The organism is Bradyrhizobium sp. C9 (genome assembly GCF_002532045.1).
In the GTDB taxonomy this organism is placed as follows: Bacteria; Pseudomonadota; Alphaproteobacteria; order Rhizobiales; family Xanthobacteraceae; genus Bradyrhizobium.
Window position 1 is genome coordinate 112,950 of record NZ_NWTG01000006.1, and the last position, 22,522, is coordinate 135,471.

The window sequence follows — 22,522 nt, forward strand, 5'->3', positions numbered from 1 at the left end:
CCCGCGCGATTGCGGGTTCCATCACAGCCTGGGAGGGAGGTTTGTGCGGAAGCGAACGGGAGCGGCTAGCGCCCAAGAAGGTGGGTCGCCTTCGCGACCGCAACGGGACTGCGCTCCCTCGCCCCGTTCTTACGGGGAGAGGGTTGGGGTGAGGGGCTCTCTCCGCGCATACGAAACCAGAGGAATACGTGGAGACCCCCCTCACCCGGAACGCATCTGACGATGCGTTCCGGCCTCTCCCCGCACGCGGGGCGAGGCGAAGCGCAACGCGCGGTTCGCTTCGAATAAACTGATGCAGCGCCTAGCGATCCAGCACCGCGCGTGCGGTGGCCTCGTCCGTGATGAGGCCGTTGATCACCCGGCCCGCCAGCGCGGCCTTGATCGACGGCACCTTGGCGGCGCCGACGGCTGCGGCGATCGTGGTCGATACCGCCGGGATCTGCGGCGGAATGCTGGTCAGCCGCTTGTTGGTGCCGCCCTTGATCAGTTTGCCCTTGGCGTCATAGGCCCAGCCGGTCACCTCGCCGACCGCGCCGAGCCGCATCATCTCCAGCAACTCCTCGCGGGTGACGAAGCCGTCGACATGGACCTGGGCCTTCTGGTCCATCTGGCCGATGCCGATCAGGCGCAGATCGGCCTTGGCGGCGACCGCCCTCACCCGCGCGATCGGATCGATGCGGATCATGCGGTTGCGCTCGTCCTCGCTCGACATCAGGAACGGCAGCGGCATCGGGTAATGCCGTGCACCGGTGCGGTCGGCGAGCCGTCCGACCGTGTCGTAGAAGCTTGCCGAGCCGTCGGCGGAGATGTTTCCGACCAGCGAGACGATCTGGTGATCGGGCCGCTCGATCGGCGAGACCCGCTCGACCGCGGCGCGGACCGCGCGGCCGGTGCCGAGCGCCACGATGACAGGCGTCTGCGAGCGCAGCGTCAGCTCCAGCAGATTGGCGCTGCGCTCCGCAATCCCGGCATTGGACAGCGGCGCCGCCGGATCCGATGGCACGACGTCGCAATGCACCAGATCGAACCGCTCCTTCAGCCGCGATGCCAGCTCCATGCAGGCCGCAATCGGATGCTCGAGACGAAACGTGATCAGCCGCTCCGCAAGACACAACGACACCAGGCGCTGCGCCGAGGCACGCGACACCTGCAGCATTTTCGCAATTTCGTCCTGGGTGTGGCCCGCGATGAAATACAGCCAGCCGGCGCGCGCCGCATCGTCGAGGCGAGACTTTTCGTTGTCGGGCGCAGCCATGATCTTGCGTCAGCCTTCGTTCCAGAAATCCGTCATCGCGGCGAAGATTCGATCCGCCCCGGCCTGCTTCAGCAGAGCACTGCCGTCCGCCAACTGATAGTGGGCGCCGCCGACAAATCCCCACACTTTCATCCCGGCGGCCCTCGCCGCAGTCACCCCGCTGACGCTGTCCTCGATCACAAGCGTGCGGCGCGGATCGGCTGCCATCTTGCCCGCGGCAAACAGGAAGAGATCCGGCGCCGGCTTGCCATGCTCGACCATCTGCGCGGTGTAGAGCCGCGGCCCGAAGCTCGACGCAAGACCGGTCAGCTCCAGCGAGAACCTCACGCGGTCAAGATCGCTCGATGAAGCGACACAATACGGCAGCTGCAGTTCCGCGAGCACGGCAGCGATACCCGCAATCGGCCTGAGCTGCGATCGGAAGGTCTCGCGCACCTGCTGCGCCAATTCAGGCAGGAAGGTCGCCGGCAACGGCTTGCCCACGCCCCGGCAATACGCGACCAGGGCCGTGGTGCTGCGCCCGAGGAAGAGTTCGAGCGCCCGCTCGGTGCTCATCGCGATGCCGGCCTTCGTCAGCGCCTCGGCGAGGCAGCGGCAGCTCAATTCCTCGCTGTCGACGAGCACGCCGTCGCAGTCGAAGATGACGAGATCGGTTTGGGACAGCCGCGGATCCATCCCGGCATGAGATCATATGCTCACGACATGAGCAATAGATCACAGTTCCGCGCGCGGAATGCCGCGCCTCAAATGGTCGCGGTGCACCACCAACCATGCTGTGCGACAAGGCGAAATGCCGCATGACACACCTCTGATCGCGACCGTCGTCGCGGGCCTTGGACTCGCCTTCGTCTTCGGAACCATCGCCCAGCGCTTTCGGGTTCCGCCACTGGTCGGTTATCTGCTCGCGGGCGTCGCCGTGGGTCCGTTCACGCCGGGCTTCGTCGCCGATCAGGCGCTGGCAACCGAGCTTGCCGAGCTCGGTATCATTCTCCTGATGTTCGGCGTCGGCCTGCATTTCTCGCTGAACGACCTGCTGTCGGTGCGCGCGATCGCGGTGCCCGGCGCCATCGCGCAGATTGCGGTCGCCACGCTGCTCGGCCTCGGCCTCGCGCTGTTGATGGGCTGGACCGTCGGCGCGGGCCTCGTGTTCGGGCTCGCGCTGTCGGTCGCAAGTACCGTCGTGCTGTTGCGCGCGCTGCAGGAGCGCCGCCTGATGGACAGCGAACGCGGCAAGATCGCGGTCGGCTGGCTGATCGTCGAGGACCTCGCCATGGTGCTCGCGCTGGTGCTGTTCCCGGCGGTCGCAAGCTTCCAGGGCGGCGATGGCGCGGCGCTCGCCTCCGACCCGCTCGCCACCCGTTTCGGGCTCGGGCTGACCGGCGTGCTGGTGCTGACGCTGGTCAAGATCGCGGTGTTCATCGCGTTGATGCTGGTGGTCGGACGCCGGCTGATCCCGTGGGCCCTGCACTACATCGCGCATACCGGGTCGCGCGAGCTGTTCCGGCTGGCCGTGCTCGCGATCGCGCTCTGCATCGCGTTCGGCGCGACCAAGCTGTTCGGGGTTTCGCTGGCGCTCGGCGCCTTCTTCGCCGGGATGATGCTGCGGGAATCGCCGCTGAGCCAGCGCGCCGCCCAGGAGACCCTGCCGCTGCGCGACGCCTTCGCGGTGCTGTTCTTCGTCTCGGTCGGCATGCTGTTCGATCCGCTCAGCGTGGTGCGCGAACCCTGGCCGTTTCTTGCGACGCTGTTCGTCATCGTGGTCGGCAAGTCGCTCGCAGCGCTCTTGATCGTCGTGCTGTTCCGTCACCCGATGGCGACCGCCCTGATGATCTCGGCGAGCCTTGCCCAGATCGGCGAATTCTCCTTTATCCTGGCCGAACTCGGCGTCGCGCTCAATCTGCTGCCGAAGGCCGGCCGCGACCTGATCCTGGCCGGCGCGATCTTCTCGATCATGCTCAACCCGCTGGTGTTCGCGGTGGTCGACTGGCTGACCTCGCGGCTGGAGAAGCCGCAAGCTTCCTCGCCGACGGCCGCAACCGCCGAGCCGATCCCGGTCACCGACCTGCGGGATCACACCATCCTGGTCGGCTACGGCCGGGTCGGCAGCCTCGTGGGTGATGCCCTGCATCAGCGCAACGCGCCGTTCGTCGCCGTCGAGGCGTCCGACGATATGGTCGCAAAGCTCAGGCAGCGCGGCATCGAGGCCCTGATGGGCAACGCTGCGCGCGCCAGCGTGCTGCGCGCGACCAATCCGGCCGGCGCGCGATCGCTGGTCATCGCCATTCCCGAGGCATTCGAGGCCGGACAGATCGTCGAGCAGGCCCGCGCCGCCAATGCCGAGATCCAGATCATCGCGCGCGCGCATTCCGACGCCGAGGTCGATCATCTGAAGGGCCTCGGGGCCGACATCGTGATCATGGGCGAGCGCGAGATCGCCCGCGGCATGATCGAGGAGCTCGACCGCGGAAACTCTGGCGCTGCCGCACTAGATGCGGCAACCGCGAGGGAAGATTCTGCGGCCTGAAGCGGCGGCGCCCACTGCGCGACGAAAGGAGATCAAGACATGGCATTCAAGAGCCCGCACGTTTCACTGGTGTCGTTCTCGATCGAGATCGGCGCCGATGCCACGACCAATGTGATGCAGATCGAGACCGACCTGCATTTGAACACCCGCCATCCGAGCTACGACGCCGCCGCAATCGAGCGGCTGATGCGCGACGCGCAAGCCTATCTCGCCGGCAACGCCGACCAGATCACCCAAATCCGGCTGGTCTCCAATCGCAGCGGCCAGACCTGAAGAAATCAGCCGCCGAGGAATGCCGGCGCCAGATCTTCCTGCACGATGATGTTGGCAGCTTCCGTCGTCAGCTCGCTGCCGACGAGGTCCAGGTTTTTCGCGGCCTCGAACAGCATCGCGCGGACGTCGTCCGGCGTCAGCACGCCCTTTGCGATCAGCTTACGCACCAGCGCCTGCAAAATCAGAACGTCGATCTCTCCATGGGCCAGCGGCGTCGGCTTGTCCGTCATGATCGTCTCCCGGGACTGAAGTTCGCCGCTAGCGAGGCGGCTAGCGCGGCGATGACGCGATGTCCTTGTGCAACTCCTCGAACGCACGGCGCAGGCCGTGCAGCTGGTCGACCAGATGCAGGATGACGTCGATCCCCTCGTCGTTGACGCCGAAATCGCCCTTCAGATCCCGAATCAGATGCGCGCGCGCCACGTCGGTGTCGGAAAAGCTGATCTCTTGCGTGCTCTCATCCGGAACGAGCCATTGCTGCTCGATCCAGAACTCCAGGGTCTGCACCTCCAGACCCGCATCGATGAGGAACTGCTGCCTGTTCATGATGCACCATCATCGCGTGGATTGAATCCCTTGCGATCCCAGTTCGACACGAACGCTTCGAGCGCGGGATCGGGTCCCTTGGGCAGGACCACCTTGAGCTTGACGAACTCATCGCCATGACCGCCGCCGACCTTGGGCGCGCCCTTGCCGCGCAACCGCAGCGTCGTGCCGGTGTTTGCGCCTTTCGGAACCGTCATGGTGACCGCGCCGGTCGGGGTCGGAACGTTGACCTTGCCGCCGAGCACGGCTTCCGACAGCGAGATCGGCAATTCCAGCGAGATGTCGTCGCCGTCGCGGGTGAAGCGCGGATCGGGACGCACCTCGACCTCGATCAGCGCGTCGCCGGGGCCGCCCTTGCCGCTGCCCGGCATGCCCTTGCCGCGCAGGCGAATGACCTGGCCGGCGATCAGGCCCGCCGGGATCGTCACATCGAGCGTGCCGCCATCGGGAAGCGTCAGGCGCTTGCTCGCGCCGGCGATCGATTCTGCGAAATCGATCACGAGACTGTAGTGCAGGTCGTGGCCGCGCCGGTTGGCACGCGCCTGCTCGGTGCGTCGAAGCAACTCGGCAAACGCGTCGTCCTGGTCCATGTAGTCGGCATAACCCGAGCTATCGGCATAGGGATGCCCGCCATCCGCGGTGGCGAAATCCCGGTAGTAGCGATGCTGCGGCCGCTCGGTACCATCAGCGTCGATCTCGCCGGCGTCGAAGCGCTTGCGCTTGTCTGCATCCGAGAGCAGATCGTTCGCTGCGGCGACTTCCTTGAATTTTTCTTCGGCCGCTTTGTCGCCCGGATTGAGATCCGGATGCAGCTTCTTCGCCAGCTTTCGATAGGCCTTCTGGATATCGACGGAAGACGCCGTCGGGGCAACGCCAAGAACCTCGTACGGATTTCTCACAACCTGCTCCGCAACACCGTGAGGGCACCTGCAATCATGAGGGCGCAAAAGCAGCCGATTTGCAAGTGCGCTCGCGCGCCGCCCGGCAATGGGCGAGCCAGCATGCCTCAGATCACGGCCCGCTACGAGGTATGTCCTGGATCAATATAGTTCGGCATGTTCTTTTTCTGCTGCGGCGTCATCCTGGCGGGATCCGGCTTGCCCGGCACGCCCCTCGGACCAAGCAGGGCTCGCTGCATATCGTCTTCGCTCAGGCGCGGCTTGCCATCGTCAAGCTGTCCGCTGCCACCGTGACTCTGTGCCATGACCGACCTCCAGTGATGATCGCTTGCGCACGGGCAGAAGAGAGTGCGCGCTCCGCCGGAACGAGCTGGCGGAGCGCGATCTTACCTCAACGTTGCTCCTGCCGCTTCTCCTCTGCGGGGTGACCTGCGGGAGGCGCAGCATGCGGCGGCGCCTGAACGTGCGGCGCGGCTTGAACGTGCGGCTCCGGCCGTGCCGCCGGCTGCGGATGTGCCTCAGGGCGGGCGATCGTCTCCGGCCGCGCTTCAGGCCTTGCCGCAGGCTCGGGTCGTGGTTCGGGCCTTGCTGCCTGCTCCGGCCGCGCGACAGGCTTTGCGGCAGGCTCGGGCCGCGGTTCCTCCTTGCGCACCTCCTCTGGCCGCCTCTCCGACGCGGCAGGCCGCGCCGCTTCCGTTGCAGGCCGCGGCTCAATCTTCGGCTCGGCGGCGGGCGCCGCGCGCTTCTCCTCGACCGCAGGCCGGTTCGGCTCGGCGGGCGGATGCGCTGCAATGCCCTTCTCGGGGACCGGAAGCGCATGGGATTCGGCGGGCGCCGGTGCAGCCGGATGCGGCTCAACCTTCGTCTCGGGCGCCGGAGCTGCGCGCTTCTCCTCGGCTGCCGGCTTATTCTGCTGCGCTGCCGGAAGCTCCTTGCCCGGGACGGGGAGCGCGTGGGAGTCAGCCGGTGCAGCGGCAGTCCCCGGTCGCGCCGGCTCCGCGGCCGCCGGCTTTGCCGCGGTGGCAGGCACAGCCTCGCCGGCCGGCCGCGCGCGGACCACGCCCGGTCCCTTCAGCTCGCCGGGCCGCGCGGTTGCGGCAACGGCGGGCACGCCGTTGTTGGCTCGCTTGAACAGGCTCGGATCCTGGCTCGCGGTCTCGACCTGCTTGCGTTGCAGCGGCGTCGCCGCGAAATGCTGCTCCTTGGCGATCGTACGTTCGGCGGGAGTCGGCCGCACCTCGATGCCGCCGCGACCGCCATTGTAGCTGACGTTGTTGATGGTGGTCTGATTGATCGTGACGTTCTTCTCGTAGACGTTGGTGATGCGCGCGCCCTGAATATTGTTCACGGTACGATTGTAGAAGAAATTGCCGTGATCCCAGCGGCCGCCTTCATAGCCTGAACCGCCGTAGCCGAAGCCGTAATTGATGCCGCCGTAGAAACCGACGCGATCACCCCAATAGCCCTGATGGAAAATGAAGCCGCCGCCGAATGCGCCCCAGTAGCCGGGGGTCCACAGCAGTCCGACCCGCGGCGGCTGCACCCAGGTGCCCGGCACCCAGTAGTAATCGCCGCGATCCTCGTCCCACGACCAATTGCCCGGTGACCACATGTAACCGGGCCCGGGCACCGGCGGCTGATCGTAGGTCGGCAACGGCGGCGGCGCGGTATCGACGGCAGAGACCGGCGCGCATGCCGCGTCCTGCGCGATTGCCGGCACGGCCGTCGCAGTGAACAGCGCCGTGGCCAGCGCGGCGCACGACGCGGTCGAAAGGAAACGAGTGATCATTGGGAGCCTCTTCGATGAACACGTTCAACGTGAGAACCGGAACAAAAGTTCCGCGCATCGGCAACGCACCGACACACTTCATCGCTAACGCCTTGACCTTACATCAACCTGAAACAGCCGGAAACGCATCACGCAGCTATTCATCGCCAGTTCAGAGTGTGCAGTGACTCATCATCGCGCGATTCAGCGGAACATTGCGCGGCGCAGTTCTGCATCATCGCGTGCACTCCACGCGGCGCGAGATCATCCTCCTATTGAAATCGCGAACACGACTTCGGCTCGCGCACGATTGCAACGATCCGGGAGCGTCGCGCCGCTCGCTTCGCAAGCGCCGCGATCAGCCGAGCCACCATCGGCGTGATGCCGATCCCGATTTGCCGGCGTGTCCGTAGCAGTGCCTCCGGATGAGTGCCAGAAGCGAACACCGCAACACCTCGAAAGCGGTATGCCGGCGGTCGCGTTCCGCGATTGACACTCCCCTGAAACGACCACACGATACGACCTGCGGCAGCGCCAGGCCCGCGGTTTTCCGCAGGCGCGATTGCAACTCGGCTGCCGCTTGATGGATGTCATCGTTCCGCCATCTGTCGCCGGCGGCAATGCGTGGCATAACTTGATCTCGACGAGCTTGTGCTGCCTTGAGGTGCCACCATGAACATTGAAAAATATACCGATCGCCTCCGCGGCTTCATTCAATCGGCACAATCGCTCGCGATGCGCGAGGGGCACCAGCAGTTTTCGACGCTCCATATCTTGAAGGTGCTGCTGGACGACAATGAGGGCCTCGCGGCCGGCCTGATCGACCGGGCCGGCGGCAACTCGCGCGCGATCCTCAAGGCGACCGAAGACGCGCTGGCGAAGGTGTCGAAGGTCAGCGGCGCCGGCTCCGGACAGATCTATATGGCGCCCGAGACCGCGCGCGCCTTCGCCGCCGCGGAACAGGCGGCCGACAAGGCCGGCGACAGCTTTGTCTCGGTCGAACGCATGCTGCAGGCGCTCGCCGCCGACAAGGACAGCGAGGCCGGCAAGCTGCTCGCCAAGGGCGGCGTCAATTCGCAGAACCTGAACGCAGCGATCAACGCCCTGCGCAAGGGCCGCACCGCCGACAGCGCATCGGCCGAGAATGCCTATGACGCGCTGAAGAAATACGCCCGCGACCTCATCCAGGCGGCGCGCGACGGCAAGCTCGATCCGGTGATCGGCCGCGACGAGGAGATCCGCCGCACGATTCAAGTTCTGTCACGCCGCACCAAGAACAATCCCGTTCTGATCGGCGAGCCCGGCGTCGGCAAAACCGCGATCGTCGAGGGCCTTGCGCTGCGCATCGTCAATGGCGACGTGCCGGAGAGCCTGCAGGACAAGGCGCTGCTTGCGCTCGACCTCGGCGCGCTGATTGCGGGGGCCAAGTATCGCGGCGAGTTCGAGGAAAGGCTCAAGGCGGTGCTGCAGGAGGTGACGTCCGCCGAGGGCGGCATCATCCTGTTCATCGACGAGATGCACACGCTGATCGGCGCCGGCAAGGGCGACGGCGCGATGGACGCGTCGAACCTTCTGAAACCCGCGCTGGCCCGCGGCGAACTGCATTGCATCGGCGCCACCACGCTCGACGAATACCGCAAGCATGTCGAGAAGGACCCGGCGCTGGCGCGGCGGTTCCAGCCGGTGTTCGTCTCGGAACCGACGGTCGAGGACACCATCTCGATCCTGCGTGGCCTGAAGGACAAATACGAGCAGCATCACGGCGTGCGCATCGCGGATTCGGCGCTGGTCGCCGCCGCCACGCTGTCGAACCGCTACATCACCGACCGTTTCCTGCCCGACAAGGCCATCGATTTGATGGACGAGGCCGCAGCGCGGCTGAAGATGCAGGTCGATTCCAAGCCCGAGGAGCTCGACTCGCTCGACCGCGAGATCATCCGCCTCAAGATCGAGCAGGAGGCGCTGAAGAAGGAGACCGATCTCGGCTCCAGGAGCCGCCTGCAGACGCTCGAGAAGGATCTCGCCGATCTCGAGAAGAAGTCGGCGGACATGACTTCGAAATGGCGTTCGGAGAAGAGCAAGCTCTCCGACGCGCAGAAGATGAAGGGCGAGCTCGAGCAATTGCGCACCGAGCTTGCCAACGCGCAGCGCAAGGGCGAATTCCAGAAGGCGGGCGAACTGGCCTATGGCCGCATTCCCGAGCTCGAGAAGAAGCTCGCTGCGGTCGAAGCCAGCGAGACCTCGTCCGCCAGCGAGACCGTGACCGCCGACAATATCGCGCAGGTGGTGTCGCGCTGGACCGGCGTGCCCGTCGACAAGATGCTGGAGGGCGAGAAGGACAAGCTGCTGCGCATGGAGGAGATGCTTGGCAAGCGCGTCGTCGGCCAGGCCGAGGCCGTGCGTGCGGTGTCGACCGCGGTGCGCCGCGCCCGCGCCGGCCTGCAGGATCCCAACCGGCCGATCGGCTCGTTCATGTTCTTGGGCCCCACCGGCGTCGGCAAGACCGAGCTCGCCAAAGCGCTCGCCGAATATCTGTTCGACGACGAGACCGCGATGGTCCGGATCGATATGTCCGAGTTCATGGAGAAGCACTCGGTCTCGCGGCTGATCGGCGCACCGCCCGGCTATGTCGGCTATGACGAGGGCGGCGCTCTGACCGAAGCCGTGCGGCGCCGGCCCTATCAGGTCGTGCTGTTCGACGAAATCGAGAAGGCGCATCCGGATGTCTTCAACGTGTTGCTGCAGGTGCTCGACGACGGCCGCCTGACCGATGGCCAGGGCCGCACCGTCGATTTCCGCAACACGCTGATCATCATGACCTCGAATATCGGCGCGGAGTATCTCGTCAACCAGCCGGAGGGCCAGCCGACCAGCGCGGTGCGCGAGCAGGTGATGAACATGGTGCGGGCGCACTTCCGCCCCGAATTCCTCAACCGCATCGACGAAATCATTCTGTTCCACCGGCTGCAGAAGAGCGACATGGGCCGCATCGTCGAGATTCAATTCGCCCGCCTGCGCAAGCTGCTCGAGGATCGCAAGATCGATCTCGAACTCGATCCGAAGGCGCGCGACTGGTTGGCGGAGAAGGGTTGGGATCCAGCCTATGGCGCCCGCCCGCTGAAACGGGTGATCCAGCGCAGCGTGCAGGATCCGCTCGCCGAGATGATCCTCGCCGGCGACGTGCGCGACGGCTCGCAGGTGAGGCTCTCCGCCACCAAGGCCGGCCTCACCTTCAACGGCAAGAAGCCGGAGAACGCCGCGGCGGACGAATTCGAACCGGTGTGAGAGAAGTCGCGATTGCCGACGACGCGCCGTCATCGCGGCGTCGTCTGGGCCCATCATATGCAAGCTGAATGTACAGGCCGACCTGCAACCAGGGAGAGCGTCATGACGCAGCTGAACATCAAGGACAACATGGAGGTCATCGGCGCCGACGGCGTGCATGTCGGCACCGTCGATCACGTGGAAGGCAACCGCATCAAGCTCAAGAAGAGCGAAAGCGACGGCTTCCACAAGGGTCACCACCATTATATCGAGCTCGGCTTCGTTGCCGGTGTCGAAGGCTCCAAGGTGCGGCTCTCCGCCAACGCCGCCATTGCGGTGACCCTCGAGGAGGAGAAGTCCGGCAAGCCGGTTGGTCCGTCCGCGGAAGCCTAGCAATCCGGGCTCTTGTAAAGGCTCCGGTGGCATGCTCCTCTGCCCTGCCTGGACGTCGATCCGGCGTCCAGTCGAGACGTTATTCGCGTTAAAGTGCCGTTAGTTAAGGAGAGATGCGTGCCATCAGCCGTTCCGCAACCGGTCGCTGCGAAGCTGACGCGCGCGGCCATCTTCCTTGCGGTCACGATCAAGCCCAATCCGGAATTCGATACCGTGGTGCGGTCGCTATGTGCGGACGTCGCTGCGCTGGTGCGCGCGGTCGGCTTCCGCGATCTCGAGGGCCGGCTGTCCTGCGTCATGGGCATCGGCTCAGACGCATGGGACCGGTTGTTCGGTGCGCCGAAGCCGCAAGGCCTGCATCCGTTCCGCGAGATCAACGGCGTCCACCACGCCGTCGCGACACCGGGCGACCTGCTGTTTCACATCCGCGCCGTGCCGATGGACCTGTGCTTCGAGCTCGCGACACAGATCATGTCGCGGCTCGGCGATGCGGTCGCCACCTCGGACGAGGTCCATGGCTTCAAATATTTCGACGAGCGCGACCTGCTCGGCTTTGTCGACGGCACGGAGAATCCGGAGGACCAGGCGGCCACCGACGCCACCATCATCGGCGACGAGGACGCAGCCTTCGCCGGCGGCAGCTATGTGATCGTGCAAAAATACCTGCACGATCTGAAGAAATGGAACGAGCTGCCGGTCGAGATGCAGGAGAAGATCATCGGCCGCACCAAGCTGTCCGACATCGAGCTCGACGATGCGGTGAAGCCGAGCTATGCGCATAATGCCCTGACGACGATCGTCGAGAACGGCGAGGAGCTCGACATCGTCCGCGACAACATGCCGTTCGGCAACATCAGCAAGGGCGAGTTCGGCACCTACTTCATCGGCTATGCCAAATCCCCGCACCGGATCGAGCAGATGCTGGAGAACATGTTCGTCGGCAAGCCGCCGGGCAATTACGACCGCCTGCTCGACTTCAGCCGCGCCGTGACCGGCACGCTGTTCTTCGTCCCGTCGGCGACCTTCCTGGAAGACGTCACCAGCGAGCCACCGGCACCCGCGCCGGCGGAGCCGTCGCTGGATGATGCCGGGGCTGACGAGGCTCCTGCACAAAAAACACCGCCGTCCGACGGCTCGCTCGGGATCGGCTCACTCAAAGGAGAGGCTGGACATGAATAACCTTCATCGGGGACTGGCCCCCATCTCGGACGCGGCATGGGCCCAGATCGAAGAGGAAGCCTCGCGGACGTTGAAGCGCCATCTGGCGGCGCGCCGTGTCGTCGATGTCGATGGGCCGAAGGGCACGGACTTCTCGGCGGTCGGCACCGGCCATCTCAAGAAAATCGCGACGCCCGGCGACGGCGTCGAGGCAACGCAACGCGACGTCCGCGCGCTGGTCGAGTTGCGCGTGCCGTTCGAGCTGTCGCGCCAGGCGATCGACGATGTCGAGCGCGGCTCGAATGATTCCGACTGGGATCCGCTCAAGGACGCTGCACGAAAGATCGCGTTCGCCGAGGATCGCGCGGTGTTCGATGGCTACACGGCCGCCGGCATTCAGGGCATCCGCCAGAGCACCAGCAACCCGGTGCTGAAGCTGCCGCCGAGCATCAAGAATTACCCCGCCGTGGTCGCGCAGGCGGTCAGCCAGCTGCGGCTCGCCGGCGTCAACGGTCCATACACGCTGCTGCTCGGCACCGAACCCTATACCGCGATCGGCGGCGCGACCGACGACGGCTACCCCGTCCTGCAGCACATCCAGCGCCTGATCGACGGCAAGATCATCTGGGCGCCCGCGATCGCGGGCGGCGTCCTGCTCACCACCCGCGGCGGCGACTTCCAGCTCTCGATCGGCCAGGACCTTTCGATCGGCTATCTCAGCCACTCCGCGACCTCGGTCCAGCTCTACTTCCAGGAGACCTTCACCTTCCTGATGCTGACCAGCGAAGCGTCGGTGGTGCTTGCGCCGGAGGCGAAGAAACCCGCCTAGACCTGCCGGCGTTGACTCTTCCAGGAAGCCTCCGGCCGATCCGTGCCGGAGCTTCCGTTGAACTCCAACGAAGAGGAGGCGCGCAATGGACTACGATCTCTACATCAACCCGAAGAAGGCATCGGTCGGCCTTTATGTCCGCAAGGGCGCCGGCCTTCCCGATCTCGGCGACGCCAAGGACTGGGTGTTCGACGGCACCTCGGCGCAGGCCAACCTGCCGCCGCAGCTCGTGAAAGAGATCGAGGCCAACGGCCACGCCTTTCGCGACATGGACTGAGCTCCGCGATTACTTCTCGCCGGTCTTCACCGGCGCGGTCTCGGGCATCAGGCTCATGGCCAGGATGCCGACCGCCGCCGCGAGCAGAAGGTACCAGGACGGCGCCAGCGGATCGCCGGTCACGTGCAACAGCCACGTGACCACGAGCTGCGCGGTACCGCCGAAGGTCGCGATCGCGACCGCGTAGATCGTCGCGAAAACGCCGCCGCGAATGCTCTGCGGCAGCGCTTCGGTGAAGGCGGCGTAGAACGCGGTGAACGGCAGCGATCCGATGAACGACAGGATGCCGAAGCCGAACAGCAGCGACCACGCGCCGGGGTCGCGGACGATCCACAGGAACGCCGGATAGGTCAGCACCAGCACGACCAGCTGCGGCCAGATCATGATCGGCTTGCGTCCGAGCCGGTCGGCAAGCCAGCCACCTAGCACTGCTCCGATGATCTGAAGTCCGTTGCTCACCAGCGATACGGTGAACGCCAGGGACGGCGACACATGCAGCGTATTCTTGGCGTAGGTCGTCATGTACTGCGTCACGTAGGTCGAGATCGTGCCGCTGGCCAGGATCATCACCGCCAGCAGGATCACCCGAAGATGCCGGCGCGCCAGCGTGACATGGTTCGCGCGCTCAACGCCCGCCGCGGCCCGGTCGCCGTGAGGCACCGTTTCCGGCAGCGTCCGGCGCATCCAGATGCCGAACGGCAGGCAGACGGCCCCGAGCAGGAATGCAACGCGCCATCCGTAAGCCTGCAGCATGTCGGGCGCCATCGTGCTGCTCAGGATGACGCCGACAAGGGCGCCGGCGGTCGCCGCGACCTCCTGGCTGGCCGGCTGCCAGGCCACCACCAGGCCGCGATTCCTGGGTGCCGCGATTTCGATGAGATAGGCCGTGGTCGGTCCGACCTCGCCGCCGAGCGCGAACCCCTGCAGCATCCGCGCCAGGATCACGATAACAGGCGCCACGACGCCGACCGCAGCATAGGACGGCGTCAGCGCGATCGTCAGGATCGCGCCACCCATCAGCGCAAAGCTCAGCAGCATCGCCGGCCGCCGGCCGACCCGGTCGGAAAAGATGCCGAGCACGATGCCGCCAATCGGGCGCGTCAGGAAACCGGCGCCGAAGGTTGCAAGCGACAGCATGAGGCTGCCGTATTCGCTATGCGCGGGGAAGAAGGTGCGCCCGATCTCGGTCGCAAAGAAGCTGTAGGTGATGAAGTCGTAGAACTCCAGCATGTTGCCGATGGTCGCGGCAAAGGCTGCGCGCCTGACATCGAACTGTTCCCTGCCCGCAATGTCCGGCAACGCTCTCGGTTCCTTGGGTCTGGCTGTCCGGAGCGAGTATTGTTCCTCAGGCCATGCAAGGCAAGGCAGGGCGTACCGCGCAATCCGCATGCGCCGCGAGCGGCGTCATGTCGGTTGTACTCAGCTCATCTGATGAACTTGCGACTCCGGAGGATCGGCCGGAGCGCAGCTTGTAAGCGACAGGTGCTTCAGTTTCTGGTCGACGAGGACCGGGTCCGGTTGAACAGCAGATAGAGGGCGTGCGGATTGGTCGTCAGATAGCGCCAGAACAGCCGGCGCGGCTCGAGCCAAAGGCGCCAGGCCCATTCGAGTCCGACGATCTGCATCCATCTCGGCGCGCGCGGCCGCGATCCGGACAGGAAGTTGAACAATCCGCCCGACGTCTTGATGACGCCGACGTTGCCAAGCCGCGACATGAATTCGTCGACGAAGGCCTGCTCGTAGGGCACGCCAAGCGCGACCCAGAGGAAGTCCGGCGCCAGCGCGTTGATCTCATCCACCTTGGCCCGAAGCGCGTCGCCGCGCAGATAGCCGTGCGAATGGCCGACGATCTTGAGCGCCGGATAAGCCCGGCGGACATTGGCGATGGCCGCCTTGTTTTCGGCCTCGTTCGCCCCGAGCAGGTAGAAGGTCAGCCCGAGTTCTTCCGCCTTGCGCGCGACGTCGTGGAACAGATCCGTGGTCGCGACGCGCTCGGGAAGCGGGTTCGGCGACCGCAGCTTCGACACCATGACCAGCGGCTGCCCGTCGGCATTGATCAGGTCGGCGGCACGGAACAGCCGATCGGTCATCGGCTCGGTGGAACAGCGCGACAGCACCTCGCCATTGGCCGATGTCAGATACAGCGGCCGATTGATCCGCCGGTTCGGATACACCGCCTCAACCATGAAGTCCGCGGTCTGCTCGCGATCGAGCACGGCGAGCCGCAGCCCGCCGATGGTCGCGCGGAGGACACCGGCAGTGGCGGCCCTGCCGACAGGATTGATGCGGCGCTCCACGCCGTTCGATGATCCGGCCGGCACATCCGCGGAGGAAACGCTCGAAGTGTCGCAAATCCGGACAGATGGAGCAGCCACATCCGAATCGAGACGCCGAGGCCGCACGCGATCGGCCTGTGTGGGCGAAATTGCGTCGGAAACGCGGGCTTTTTGGCTGTTAGTCAACATTTCGGCAGGGCTCCAATCCTTACGAGCCCCAAACTGCAATATCCGGTCCAGACCGCTTGCGATCGCGCACGGCAGTTTGATGTAAGACGAGCCGTAAGGGATGGTTAACGAAAGCGGCGCGGCAACAGCGACAGCATCACACCGGATCCCGCCAGGCCGGCAACGTTCGAGCAGCAACACTGCGCAAAGGTCGGGGGACTGCATTAATACAAATCGTATTCTCCCGGTGCGCGAGGTCGTCAGCCTTTGCTATAAGGAGATCACGGCGGCTCGACCGGCGCTTTTGAAAACCCGTTTGTTTGGTTTCACATGAATAAGAATGATGACGCGTTCGATGTTTGCATCGACGACGCATTCGACTTCCTGTCTGAAGAATACGCGACATTGTTCGAAGGCTCCGACGCGACCGCCTTCCAGCATCCGCTGTGGCTCGACAGCCTCTATCGCAAGCTCGCTCCCGCCGCGGCAGCGAAGCCGCTGGTCGTCATCGTCCGTCACCGCGCCAACAAGGCGCTGGCGGCCGTGCTGCCGCTGTTGCGCGTGCGCCGCGGGCCGATGCGGACGATCGAATTCGCCGACCTTCGCGTGTCCGACTATTTGTCGCCGGTCTGCGCCGCCAAGACCTTCGCCGAACTGCTGCAGGACCGCCAGGCCTGCGAGAAGCTTCGCAAACTGGTCCGGCCGTTCGACCTGCTGCGCATTCCCAAGCTGCTCGATGCCAGGATGCCGATCGAGAATTTGCTCGGGGCGCCTCATCGCAGCCTGATGGATACCAATGCCTATGCGACGGTCCTGTCCGCGCCGTTCGAGCAATGGCAGATCAACGCGCTGGGCAAGTCCTATGTGAAGGAGCTGGCGAAGAAGTGGCGCCAGATCCACAAGAAGGGCACGCTCACCTTCGCATGTTGCACCGACAGCGCCTCCATCGGCGAAGCCATGGACGTGATGAGGAAGTTTCGCGGTCCGCGGTTTCAGGCGCACGGTGATGGCGACCTGCTGCAGCGTCCGGAGTATTTCGATTTCTATTCGAGCGTGGCGCTTCGCGGGATGGGCGCCTTTACCCGGCTCTACACCATGAAGATGGATGGCGAGGTCATCGCCACGGCACTTGGCCTCGCCCACAGCGGCCGCCTGCTCATCGTTATGACGGCTTTCGACATCGAGGGATACAAGAGCCAGTCGATCGGCGCGCTGACGTTCGAAAGTGTCGCCAAGGACTGCATCGAGCGTGGAGACCGGGTGCTAGATTTCACCATCGGTGACGAGCCCTACAAGATGCAGTTCGGCGGCCAGCCCACGCCGATGTCGGGCGTGACGCAGGCCGGCAGCGCGGCCGGATCGCTTGCATTGTTTGCGCTGAAGCAGGCGCCCTGGATCAAGCAGGCGGCGAAGCGGGTGACCGACCTGAGGCCGATCCGCACCTCGACCGGTACACGCTAGATCGTGATGAAATCAGGTTGAGCTGGACTGCGTCGAAAGCTCACCTCTCCTTTGGGAGAGGTGAACCGAGACAGCACCAAGCCGATTCACTCAAAACTCGTCCGGCTTTAGAGCCGCTTGAGAAGCGTGCCCCTTTAGCGCAGCGCGCTGCGGACGCGCATGACCCATCCCGGATGAATCCGGTCAACCTGATGCGTGACCATGCGGCGCAGGAAGTGCAGCTTCCGTTGCATGGTCCAGCGAACGTCGGTGTTGGAGGTCAAAGCCTCGCGGAAGCGCGCCAGTTCCAGCGAATGCCGGTCGGCGGCGAGCTTGTCGCGATCGGAATAGAACTGCGCGATCTTCTCCGCGCCCATGCCGTCGGTCTTGAGCCAGCTCGGCACATATTCGGTGCAAAGACGCTCGACATCCACCAGCAGCCGGCTCACGCCGGTACCGGCCGCGGGACAATTGGTCTGGTAGGCATCGCCGATCAACACGACGCCGGGCTGCAGATGCCCCTCGGTCACCGACAGGTCCATGACCCAATTGTGCACCTGGCCGACGATCTGGAAATCGCCGAGATAGCGCTCCAGTCCCGGCATCAGACGAAGCAGCGTCCGTCTGGTGTCGCGGCGCAGCTCGCGCATGATCGGATCGGTCGGATCGCGGAACATGAACAGGTTCGCCCGCATGCCGCCCGACATCGGAAACAGGCTGAGATAGTCGACGCCGTCAGCTGCCTTCTTGCCGTAGCAGGTCAGCGCGTCGAAACCGAACGGCGCGTTGTCCGGCTTTGCAATGGTGAACCCGAACGAAATCGAGTGGCGCTCGGCAAGCATCTGCCGGCGCATTCCGAGATTGTAGCCAAGCGCGCCCGCCATGCCGGTCGCCAGAACGACCAGGCGCGAGACGACGCGTTTTCCGGAGGCCAGCGTCAGTTGCTGGCGATCCTCGCTGCAGCTGACATTGGTGACCTGGTCGAGCAGAAAGCTCGACGTATCCGGCGTCAGGCCGCGGGCCATGTTGACGAGGTTGGCATAGGAAATCCCGTAGGACCTGCCGACGCCGATATCGACCAGCTTGCCGTCCCTGATGTTGAGCACGCGGTCATAGGGCGCGGCGACGGCCTCGACGTGGTCGATGAAACCCAGGCGGCGGAAGATATCGATCTGCCGCCCGGCAATCTTTTCGACGCGGAATTCATCCGGCGGAATCGAGCGCTTGTCGATCAGGACGACCCGATAGCCGGCTCGGGCGAGAACGGCCCTCGCGAGCGAGCCCGCCAGACCGGCGCCGACAATGGCAACGTCCGCTTCGATCGTTTCAGCCTCGCTGGGTGCGATCGGCTGGGTCGCGCTTTTCTCGGCAATCATCTTTGTCCGCTCCGACGGCTAATTGGCAACGGAACTGCAATTTCCTTGCCGCCCTGCCGCCTCGCAGAACGAACACGACGAGTTCCACTATTGAGGTTAACGACAGCGCTCCGCCCGTGATCAAACCTCTTCCCGGCACACGGCTTGCAGCCATAACAGTCATGAAACTGATGTTTTAGACGCTCCGCGGCAGGCGGGCGGGGCAATGGCCTGGCCGTGGCGGCTTCGACCGGCGCCGTTGACGCGCTAACGTGGCTTCAACCGGCGTGGTCCATGCTATCGAACCGGGTGGCGGAGAAAAATCCGATCTGCGCCGTTTGGACACAGCGAGGACGACGGCGTTCCAGAATGGAGCAGCGCGACATATTGGCCGTGGCGCCTCAAGCCCGGTTGGAAGGAACGGAATTTTAGCAAGAGAACTTTAACACTCCAGACCTCACCGGTTGCTAAGGTCGGTCGTCCGACAGGATATTGAGACGTCTCTTGTGATTGCCTCTGTTCTCCAAATGCTACGGCGCGATGTGACGCGCGGCGTTGCCGGGACCATCCTCCTCAAGGTTGGCAGCGGCGGACTCGCGTTCGCCCTGTTCTCGCTGGCCGCGCGAGCGATGACGCCTGACGCGTTCGGAGACTTCGCAACCCTGCTCTCCATCGCCCAGATCGGCGCGGTCGTGGGCCTGGTCGGCCAGGAGCTGCTGCTGGTTCGCTTCCTCAACGAGTACGAGGTGCGCGGTCAGGCCGAGTTCACCAAGGGCGTGCTGCTGTCGAGCCTGAAGTACTCGCTGATCGGGATGCTGATCTCGATTGCCGCGATCGCCGCGGTGGCAAGCATTCGCGGCGAATGGTGGCTCTTGATCCTCTCGGTCTCGGCGTTCACCGCCGTCAATGCCGGGCTGATGCTCGGCAGCCAGATCGCACGATCACTGGTCAGCATCCTGATGGGCGAAGGCAACCGCGAATTCTTCTGGCGGGTTGCCGTTGTCCTGGTGCTGGTCGCAGCGCTGTTCGGTCATCGCGAGCTCACCCCCGCCGAGCTGTTCACCGTGATGACGGTCGCGATGGCGTTGGGGCTGGTCGTGCAGATCGTGTCGATCGTGCGCGTGCTGCCGAACCTGCGCTCGGTCACGGCGCGCTTCGAGACATCGCGCTGGAACCGCAGCGCGTTCCGCTTCTGGCTCGCATCGATTCTCGAAGCAGCAAACCAGTATTTCGACGTCATCCTGGTCTACTGGATGCTGGATCCGGCCACCGCGGGCGTCTATTTCGCCGCCTCGCGCCTGGCGAACATCTTCGCGATGCTTTCCGCTGCGCTCTACACGTTCGGCGCGCGCCGGCTGCCATCGCTGTATTTCAGCAAGAACCACCGCGAGCTCGAACATACGCTGAAGCTGATGGCCGAGGTGACCGCGCTCTGCGTGGTCAGCGGGCTCGTCATCGTCTGGGTCGGCGCTCCCTACCTGCTCGGCCTGTTCGGACCGCATTTCGCCGCGCAGCAGTGGGTATTGATCGTGCTCGCGATCGGAACGGCCTTCCAGGCCGCCGGCGGGCCGTCGGCCGCGGTCCTGCAGCTGACCGGGCACGAGCGCGATTATGTTCCTGTGGTCGCCGCCAACGTGGCATTGCGGCTGGTCGGATTTGTCGTGCTGATCCCCTGGCTCGGCGTGCTCGGGGCGGCGATCTCGGCGACGGCGTCCCTGATGCTCGCCACCATCGCGCTCAATGTGCTGTGCCGCCGGCGGACCGGCGTCGACCCGTCAATTCTGGTGCTATCGCATCTCTCGTCGTCGAAGGCTGGCGCTTACGCCGTCCGTGTTGCGGACAGCAAGGATTAGAGCGATTTCAAGCGAAAGCCTGTCCCGCACTTGACGCGGGATGGACACCGGTTCGCGTGAAGAAAACGCGTCTAACAAGAATTCAGAGCTTCAGCTTGCCAATCCCAGGGCTTCGCGCTGAGAGTTGCTGACCGCGGCATTGCCCGCCACGCGATTGACGACGAGCGCGATCGGGACCGAACCGAATTTGGACAGATCGGCCCGCGCCTTGCCGATCGCAGCCGGGTTGGCGGCGCCCTCGCGCACCACCAAAATCACCAGGTCGGCGTGGGCGGCCAGCGCGACCGCGGCCGGCTGCATCGCAAGCGACGATGCATCGACGATAATCAGGCCGAAATCGGCGCGAATGTCGTCCTGCGGATAGGGCGGCGCCTTGCTGCTGGCGCCCAGCAGTTCGACGACCGACGGCAAATCGGCCTTGATGATCCCCGAGCCTTGCGGCGGAACGACTTCGGTGCGCCTCGTTTCCATTTCGATCAGGACGCTGAGCATGCCGTTCTTGACGGCGGACCGGTTGAGCGAGCGTGCGACGGTGCTGCCGCCCACACCGGTCTCGACCGACAGCAGCAGCGCCACCTTGCCGTGCTCACCCGGAAGCTGCTCGATGTTCTCGGTCAGCAGCTGAAGATGCGGGCTGAGATCGGGCTCGGCCGTCGTCGAGATCGGGGTCTGCCAGACGCTCTTGACCGCATCCGATGACACCATGTTGGGAATGCGGGCCAGCACCGGCAATCCCGGCGGCAGCGCAGATTGCGGCGCGGCCGGAGCCGGCACCGGTGCGGGCGTCTCGGTGCGACGAAGCGGCGGAATGCTCTTGATCGGGAGCTGCTTCAGATCGAGGCCGGGAACGGCGAAGATCGCCGTCGACGTCAGCAGCGAGACGATCGCGAGCGCGACGAGCAGCAGGGGCAATGGCGGCAGCGTTGAACGAATTGGCGGCGTCGCCGGAGAAGCGACCTTGGTCTGCGAGTTCTGAAGACCGCGCTGCTCGTCGGTCGTCCTGTAGCGCGACAGGAACTGCTCGTAGATATTCTTGTTGGCATCGGCATCGCGCTGCAATTCCTGCAGCTTGACGAGCGCCTGGCCGTCGACAAGGATCTGCTGCTCGGCCGCCTTCAACTGGTCTTCGAGCGCCTTCTGCTGGTCGCGCTGTGCCTCGTATTCCGATTTCGCGGTATCGATGTTCTTCTTGCGCTCGATCTCGATCTGCCGGTTGAGATCGTTCAACTGGCTGAGCGCCATCACGAGGTCGGGATGACGATCGCCGAGCACCCCGCGCTTCTGCGCAATCTGGTCGTTGAGCGCGGAACGCTGGGCGCGCAGCGCGCTCAGCAGGTCCTGCTTGACCGGCCCATCGACATTGGCCTTCAGGTCGCGTTGCAACTGCTCATAGCGCGCCTTGGCTTCTTCAGTGCGGGCGCGCGCCGCGGCGACCTGCTGCGTCAGGTCGGTGACGCGCAATTGCTGTGTGGTGGATTCCTTGCCGGCGTTGACGATCCGGTGCTCGAGCTTGAACTTGGCGACGGCATCTTCCGACGTCCGTAGCCGGTCGTTCAATGTCTTGAGCCGGCTCTTCAGCCAGTCGGCCGCTTCATCGGTTGCTACGCTGCGCGTCCCGCGCTGGCTGGCGACGAACGCCTCGGCCACCGCATTGGCGTAGTAGGCCGCACGCTGCGGATTGTTGGACGTGAACGTGATCGCGATCACATAGGTCAATCCGCGCCGGGAAATGTCGAGTCGCTTGCGAAACCGGTCGAGCAGCCGCGTGGTGTCGGTCGTGCTACCGGAAACGTCGCCGTCCTCGGCGACCTTGAGCTGATCGATCAGCGGTCCGAGAAATCCGTCGGATTTGGCGATCTCGACGTAGCTCTGCAGCGCTGCGGCATCCTGGCCGATCCCGGGCAGGACGTCCTGGTCTGCGGTGACGCGCTGCTCGCGCGGATCGACGACGACGAGCGCCGTCGCGGCGTAGCGCGCCGGGATCAACATCAACACAATGACACCGACCGCGAAGATGACCGCAGCGAGCATCAGGATTCGTTGACCCTTCTCGCGGAAAAAGGCCAATACACCCGGAATGCTAAGCACGCCCTTGGTGGTTTCCGCCGAAGATTGCCCGGCCGGCACGCCGGCAGTTTCCCACGACGCTGCGGGTTCCGTGACTTCGGAACGTCTCGGGCCTGTGCGGCTACCGAACTTCATGGGTTCTGACTCGAATTCAACTGACAGTACTGCTCCAACGTA

Annotated in this window: 21 protein-coding genes; 10 read left to right on the forward strand and 11 right to left on the reverse strand. The window is 64.8% G+C overall.

Annotated features, from left to right (window positions below; translation table 11 throughout):
* Positions 1-301 precede the first annotated feature (301 nt).
* Both CO675_RS15430 and CO675_RS15435 read right to left on the reverse strand, forming a co-directional pair.
* Positions 302-1,255, reverse strand: a complete 954-nt coding sequence (locus tag CO675_RS15430; protein WP_097672768.1) for a sugar-binding transcriptional regulator — start codon at positions 1,253-1,255, stop codon at positions 302-304.
* A 9-nt stretch (positions 1,256-1,264) separates the two neighbouring features.
* Positions 1,265-1,930 carry an HAD family hydrolase gene (locus CO675_RS15435; RefSeq protein WP_097672769.1) on the reverse strand — a complete coding sequence of 222 codons (666 nt, stop codon included), beginning with the start codon at positions 1,928-1,930 and terminating at the stop codon, positions 1,265-1,267.
* Positions 1,931-2,045: 115 nt separating this feature from the next.
* On the opposite strand from CO675_RS15435, the gene ybaL reads away from it, so the two are divergent.
* Both ybaL and CO675_RS15445 read left to right on the forward strand, forming a co-directional pair.
* The gene (gene ybaL, locus CO675_RS15440; protein WP_097672989.1) at positions 2,046-3,779 is read left to right on the forward strand and encodes a YbaL family putative K(+) efflux transporter; all 1,734 of its coding nucleotides are present in this window, start codon (positions 2,046-2,048) and stop codon (positions 3,777-3,779) included.
* Positions 3,780-3,818: 39 nt separating this feature from the next.
* Positions 3,819-4,052 (forward strand): hypothetical protein, encoded by a 234-nt coding sequence (locus CO675_RS15445; protein ID WP_097672770.1) that lies wholly within the window; start codon positions 3,819-3,821, stop codon positions 4,050-4,052.
* A 5-nt stretch (positions 4,053-4,057) separates the two neighbouring features.
* On the opposite strand, the gene CO675_RS15450 is transcribed toward CO675_RS15445, so the two are convergent.
* The 5 genes from CO675_RS15450 to CO675_RS15470 all read right to left on the reverse strand — a co-directional run bounded on the left by CO675_RS15450 (position 4,058) and on the right by CO675_RS15470 (position 7,286).
* Positions 4,058-4,282, reverse strand: coding sequence for a hypothetical protein (locus tag CO675_RS15450; protein WP_021081495.1), 225 nt, complete (start codon positions 4,280-4,282; stop codon positions 4,058-4,060).
* A 40-nt stretch (positions 4,283-4,322) separates the two neighbouring features.
* Positions 4,323-4,598: a chaperone modulator CbpM gene (locus CO675_RS15455; protein WP_097672771.1), complete on the reverse strand. Its 276-nt coding sequence runs from the start codon at positions 4,596-4,598 to the stop codon at positions 4,323-4,325.
* The gene (locus CO675_RS15460; RefSeq protein WP_097672772.1) at positions 4,595-5,497 is read right to left on the reverse strand and encodes a DnaJ C-terminal domain-containing protein; all 903 of its coding nucleotides are present in this window, start codon (positions 5,495-5,497) and stop codon (positions 4,595-4,597) included. The genes CO675_RS15455 and CO675_RS15460 overlap by 4 nt, the downstream gene beginning before the upstream one ends.
* A 122-nt stretch (positions 5,498-5,619) precedes the next feature.
* Complete coding sequence (locus CO675_RS15465) at positions 5,620-5,802, reverse strand: hypothetical protein (RefSeq protein WP_097672773.1); 183 nt, start codon at positions 5,800-5,802, stop codon at positions 5,620-5,622.
* Between the two features lie 86 nt (positions 5,803-5,888).
* On the reverse strand, positions 5,889-7,286 hold the full coding sequence (locus CO675_RS15470; protein WP_097672774.1) for a YXWGXW repeat-containing protein: 1,398 nt from the start codon (positions 7,284-7,286) through the stop codon (positions 5,889-5,891).
* A 14-nt stretch (positions 7,287-7,300) separates the two neighbouring features.
* On the opposite strand from CO675_RS15470, the gene CO675_RS40550 reads away from it, so the two are divergent.
* The 6 genes from CO675_RS40550 (at position 7,301) to CO675_RS15495 (ending at position 13,186) form a co-directional block, all read left to right on the forward strand.
* Positions 7,301-7,453, forward strand: a complete 153-nt coding sequence (locus tag CO675_RS40550) for a hypothetical protein (RefSeq protein ID WP_158231252.1) — start codon at positions 7,301-7,303, stop codon at positions 7,451-7,453.
* Positions 7,454-7,937: 484 nt separating this feature from the next.
* Positions 7,938-10,550: an ATP-dependent chaperone ClpB gene (clpB, locus tag CO675_RS15475; protein ID WP_097672775.1), complete on the forward strand. Its 2,613-nt coding sequence runs from the start codon at positions 7,938-7,940 to the stop codon at positions 10,548-10,550.
* A gap of 102 nt (positions 10,551-10,652) precedes the next feature.
* Positions 10,653-10,922 (forward strand): DUF2171 domain-containing protein, encoded by a 270-nt coding sequence (locus CO675_RS15480; RefSeq protein WP_097672776.1) that lies wholly within the window; start codon positions 10,653-10,655, stop codon positions 10,920-10,922.
* Positions 10,923-11,039: 117 nt separating this feature from the next.
* Entirely contained in the window at positions 11,040-12,101 is a 1,062-nt protein-coding gene (locus tag CO675_RS15485; RefSeq protein WP_097672777.1) for a Dyp-type peroxidase, read from the forward strand.
* Entirely contained in the window at positions 12,094-12,909 is an 816-nt protein-coding gene (locus CO675_RS15490; RefSeq protein ID WP_097672778.1) for a family 1 encapsulin nanocompartment shell protein, read from the forward strand. The genes CO675_RS15485 and CO675_RS15490 overlap by 8 nt, the downstream gene beginning before the upstream one ends.
* Positions 12,910-12,994: 85 nt before the next feature.
* Complete coding sequence (locus tag CO675_RS15495; protein ID WP_097672779.1) at positions 12,995-13,186, forward strand: hypothetical protein; 192 nt, start codon at positions 12,995-12,997, stop codon at positions 13,184-13,186.
* A gap of 9 nt (positions 13,187-13,195) precedes the next feature.
* On the opposite strand, the gene CO675_RS15500 is transcribed toward CO675_RS15495, so the two are convergent.
* Complete coding sequence (locus tag CO675_RS15500; protein WP_097672780.1) at positions 13,196-14,485, reverse strand: MFS transporter; 1,290 nt, start codon at positions 14,483-14,485, stop codon at positions 13,196-13,198.
* Positions 14,486-14,673: 188 nt separating this feature from the next.
* A complete protein-coding gene (locus tag CO675_RS15505) occupies positions 14,674-15,483 on the reverse strand; it encodes a WecB/TagA/CpsF family glycosyltransferase (RefSeq protein ID WP_097672990.1) in 810 nt (269 codons plus the stop codon).
* A gap of 477 nt (positions 15,484-15,960) precedes the next feature.
* Here CO675_RS15505 and CO675_RS15510 point away from each other — a divergent pair, with 477 nt between their 5' ends.
* A complete protein-coding gene (locus tag CO675_RS15510; RefSeq protein WP_097672781.1) occupies positions 15,961-17,091 on the forward strand; it encodes a GNAT family N-acetyltransferase in 1,131 nt (376 codons plus the stop codon).
* Positions 17,092-17,225: 134 nt separating this feature from the next.
* Here CO675_RS15510 and CO675_RS15515 read toward each other — a convergent pair whose 3' ends face one another.
* On the reverse strand, positions 17,226-18,446 hold the full coding sequence (locus tag CO675_RS15515; RefSeq protein ID WP_097672782.1) for an FAD-dependent oxidoreductase: 1,221 nt from the start codon (positions 18,444-18,446) through the stop codon (positions 17,226-17,228).
* Between the two features lie 506 nt (positions 18,447-18,952).
* On the opposite strand from CO675_RS15515, the gene CO675_RS15520 reads away from it, so the two are divergent.
* The gene (locus CO675_RS15520) at positions 18,953-20,278 is read left to right on the forward strand and encodes a lipopolysaccharide biosynthesis protein (protein ID WP_502693385.1); all 1,326 of its coding nucleotides are present in this window, start codon (positions 18,953-18,955) and stop codon (positions 20,276-20,278) included.
* Between the two features lie 90 nt (positions 20,279-20,368).
* Here CO675_RS15520 and CO675_RS15525 read toward each other — a convergent pair whose 3' ends face one another.
* Positions 20,369-22,480 carry a GumC family protein gene (locus CO675_RS15525; protein ID WP_198964614.1) on the reverse strand — a complete coding sequence of 704 codons (2,112 nt, stop codon included), beginning with the start codon at positions 22,478-22,480 and terminating at the stop codon, positions 20,369-20,371.
* Positions 22,481-22,522: the final 42 nt, after the last annotated feature.

What these genes read in the sequence shown, in the direction of transcription:
- ybaL (WP_097672989.1), top strand. Translation starts at nt 2,046, where the DNA reads ATGCCGCATGACACACCTCTGATCGCGACCGTCGTCGCGGGCCTTGGA.
- CO675_RS15480 (WP_097672776.1), top strand. Translation starts at nt 10,653, where the DNA reads ATGACGCAGCTGAACATCAAGGACAACATGGAGGTCATCGGCGCCGAC.
- CO675_RS15520 (WP_502693385.1), top strand. Translation starts at nt 18,953, where the DNA reads ATGCTACGGCGCGATGTGACGCGCGGCGTTGCCGGGACCATCCTCCTC.
- CO675_RS15515 (WP_097672782.1), bottom strand. Translation starts at nt 18,446, where the DNA reads ATGATTGCCGAGAAAAGCGCGACCCAGCCGATCGCACCCAGCGAGGCT.
- CO675_RS15450 (WP_021081495.1), bottom strand. Translation starts at nt 4,282, where the DNA reads ATGACGGACAAGCCGACGCCGCTGGCCCATGGAGAGATCGACGTTCTG.
- CO675_RS40550 (WP_158231252.1), top strand. Translation starts at nt 7,301, where the DNA reads ATGAACACGTTCAACGTGAGAACCGGAACAAAAGTTCCGCGCATCGGC.
- CO675_RS15490 (WP_097672778.1), top strand. Translation starts at nt 12,094, where the DNA reads ATGAATAACCTTCATCGGGGACTGGCCCCCATCTCGGACGCGGCATGG.
- CO675_RS15465 (WP_097672773.1), bottom strand. Translation starts at nt 5,802, where the DNA reads ATGGCACAGAGTCACGGTGGCAGCGGACAGCTTGACGATGGCAAGCCG.
- CO675_RS15435 (WP_097672769.1), bottom strand. Translation starts at nt 1,930, where the DNA reads ATGGATCCGCGGCTGTCCCAAACCGATCTCGTCATCTTCGACTGCGAC.
- clpB (WP_097672775.1), top strand. Translation starts at nt 7,938, where the DNA reads ATGAACATTGAAAAATATACCGATCGCCTCCGCGGCTTCATTCAATCG.
- CO675_RS15510 (WP_097672781.1), top strand. Translation starts at nt 15,961, where the DNA reads ATGAATAAGAATGATGACGCGTTCGATGTTTGCATCGACGACGCATTC.
- CO675_RS15525 (WP_198964614.1), bottom strand. Translation starts at nt 22,480, where the DNA reads ATGAAGTTCGGTAGCCGCACAGGCCCGAGACGTTCCGAAGTCACGGAA.
- CO675_RS15445 (WP_097672770.1), top strand. Translation starts at nt 3,819, where the DNA reads ATGGCATTCAAGAGCCCGCACGTTTCACTGGTGTCGTTCTCGATCGAG.
- CO675_RS15455 (WP_097672771.1), bottom strand. Translation starts at nt 4,598, where the DNA reads ATGAACAGGCAGCAGTTCCTCATCGATGCGGGTCTGGAGGTGCAGACC.
- CO675_RS15430 (WP_097672768.1), bottom strand. Translation starts at nt 1,255, where the DNA reads ATGGCTGCGCCCGACAACGAAAAGTCTCGCCTCGACGATGCGGCGCGC.
- CO675_RS15470 (WP_097672774.1), bottom strand. Translation starts at nt 7,286, where the DNA reads ATGATCACTCGTTTCCTTTCGACCGCGTCGTGCGCCGCGCTGGCCACG.
- CO675_RS15495 (WP_097672779.1), top strand. Translation starts at nt 12,995, where the DNA reads ATGGACTACGATCTCTACATCAACCCGAAGAAGGCATCGGTCGGCCTT.